This is a genomic window from Streptomyces sp. W16, from assembly GCF_033194735.1.
In the GTDB taxonomy this organism is placed as follows: Bacteria; Actinomycetota; Actinomycetes; order Streptomycetales; family Streptomycetaceae; genus Streptomyces.
In genome coordinates, this window is the sequence record NZ_JAWOAI010000895.1 from 1 (window position 1) to 2,374 (window position 2,374).

A 2,374-nucleotide genomic window follows, 5' to 3' on the forward strand; every position below is an offset into this window, starting at 1 on the left:
GCCGTGGGTCAGCCCGCCTGCCGTCGGTCCGTGGCGGTGCGGCGGGTGAGCGGTTCGCGCAGGGCCAGGTGTTCGCGCAGGGTCGTGCCGGTGTAGTCGGTGCGGTAGACGCCGCGTTCCTGGAGTGCGGGGACGAGGAGGTCGACGATGTCGTCCAGGCCGTCGGGGATCAGGTAGGGCGTGACGTTGAAGCCGTCGACGGCGCCGTGCCGGACGAAGTGGGCGAACTTGTCCGCCAGGCTCTCCGGTGTGCCGACATGGCCGCGTTGAGGGCCGAGCGCGATGACGGTCTCGCGCAGCGACCAGCGGTTCGCGTCGGCCTTCTCCCGCCATTCGGCGACCACTTGGCGCGGATCGGCGATGCGCCGTGCGCCGAAGGAGCCGTCGTTCTCGGCGACGACCGGGTCCTCCTTGGGCAGCGGCCCGTCGGCGTCGCGGCCGGAGAGGTCGAAGCCCCACAGGAGTCCGGCGATACCCAACGCCGTTGCCGGGGTGACCTGTTGGAGGCGGATCCAGCGCTTCTTCTCCAGGGCCTCCTCCTCCGTGGCGCCGATGATGATCTCGGTGCCCGGGAGGATGCGCAGGTCGTCGTCGGGGCGGCCGACGGCCCGCAACCGGTTCCGCAGGTCGTCGGCGAAGGCGAGTGCGTCGTCGAAGTCGTTGCCGTGCGCGGAGAAGATGACGTCGGCGTTGCGGGCGGCGAAGTCCCGGCCCTCGCCGGAGTCCCCGGCCTGGAAGATCACCGGGTGTCCCTGGGCGCTGCGCGGCAGGGTGGGCGCCAGGTCGACGTCGAACTGCGGTCCCTGGTGGCGGACTTGGCGTACGGCGCCGGGTGCCGCCCAGGCCGGGGCGCCGGCCGAGTCGGAGACGGCCGCGTCCGCCCAGCCGTCCCAGAGCGCGCGGGCGACGGTGAGGAACTCCTCGGCGCGCCGGTAGCGGTCGGCGTGGTCGAGGTAGCCGCCACGGCGGAAGTTGGCGCCGGTCCAGGCATTGTCGGTGGTGACCACGTTCCAGCCGGCGCGGCCCTCGGAGAGCAGGTCGAGGCCGGACAGCCGGCGGGCGAGGTCGGCAGGTTCGTTGAAGGTGGTGTTGGAGGTGCTGACCAGGCCGATCCGGTCGGTCACGGCGGCCAGCGCGGCGAGTTGGGTGATGGCGTCGGGCCGTCCGGCGACATCAAGGTCGTGGATCTGTCCGTCGACCTCGCGCAGCCGCAGCCCCTCCCCCAAGAAGAACGCGTCGAACAGGCCGCGTTCGGCGGTCTGGGCGACGCGCCGGAAGTTGGCGGGGTCGATCTGGGAACCACTGGCCGGATCCGACCAGACGGTCCAGTGGTTGACGCCCTGGAAGAAGACTCCGAGGTGGAGTTGGGCGTCCGGGCGGGAAACGTCGAGAGGGTCGGTGCCGGTCATCGGGCTTCCTCCTGGACGGCCGCGGAGGCGTACCGGTTCGCGGGCCGGTCCAGGCCCAGGTGGGTGCGCAGGGTCGCGGCGGGCAGGGGCCGTAGGGCGTGCCGTCGTTCGAAGAGGTGGGGCAGGACGAGCCGGGAGAGTTCAGGGAGGTCCTCGTCCAGCACCAGCGGGTGCAGTCGCACTCCGTCCACCACCGCCCTCAACTCCCCCAGCAGCAGGGCGAGTCCGGCGGCCGAGCCGATGTGGCGCAGCCGTCCCCGGTCGGGCCAGGGCGCGTGGCGTTCGAGGTCGGCGACGCGTTCCTCGGCCGTGGCGTGGGCGGTGTCGAGGGCGACCTCGATCTCCGCGAAGACAAGGGGCGTTCCCGCGGTGGCCGCGCCCGAGGTGACGGCGGCGAGGTCGCGGCCCTCGACGAGGGCGACGTCGAGTTGCCCGGCGGGTACGCCGTCGGGGTGGCCGAGCACGACGAGTTGGCCCTGCGGCGGACGCGGCACGATCGCCGGGCCCTTGACCGTGTAGGTGTCGCCGGTGAAGTCGACATAGTGCAGCCGGTCGCGGTCGAGGTAGCGGCTGGTGGCGACGGAGCGGATGACCGCGTCGTCCTCCCAGGAGTCCCACAGCGCGCGGACGACCTCGACGCCGTCACGCGACTCGCGGGCGCGGGCCGCGGCCCCGTCGACGAGCGGGCGACCCCACACGGAGGCGGCCTCGGCACGCGCCTCCTCACTCACCACCCACCCGGCGCGACCGACCGAGATGTGGTCCAGGGACGCCAACTGGCTGGAGACATGGAACGGTTCGGCGTAGGTGAGCGGCACGACCGGCGCGACACCGACGACACTCGTCGACGCGGCGATGAACGCGGCCCGCTCCACCGCGCCGATCCGGCCGACCACGTCCGGGCCGGTGCCGGGCGGGAGCACGCCGTCGTCCAGGGTGAGCAGGGTGAACCCGGCGTTCTCCGC

The 2,374-nt window shown here is 73.0% G+C and carries 2 protein-coding genes; both read right to left on the minus strand.

The window, feature by feature from the left end:
* Positions 1–8: 8 nt before the first annotated feature.
* Positions 9–1,409: an NtaA/DmoA family FMN-dependent monooxygenase gene (locus tag R6V09_RS51060; protein ID WP_317888238.1), complete on the minus strand. Its 1,401-nt coding sequence runs from the start codon at positions 1,407–1,409 to the stop codon at positions 9–11.
* Positions 1,406–2,374: LLM class flavin-dependent oxidoreductase (locus R6V09_RS51065; protein WP_317888239.1), on the minus strand; the 969-nt coding region annotated here is incomplete at its 5' end. The genes R6V09_RS51060 and R6V09_RS51065, both read right to left, overlap by 4 nt.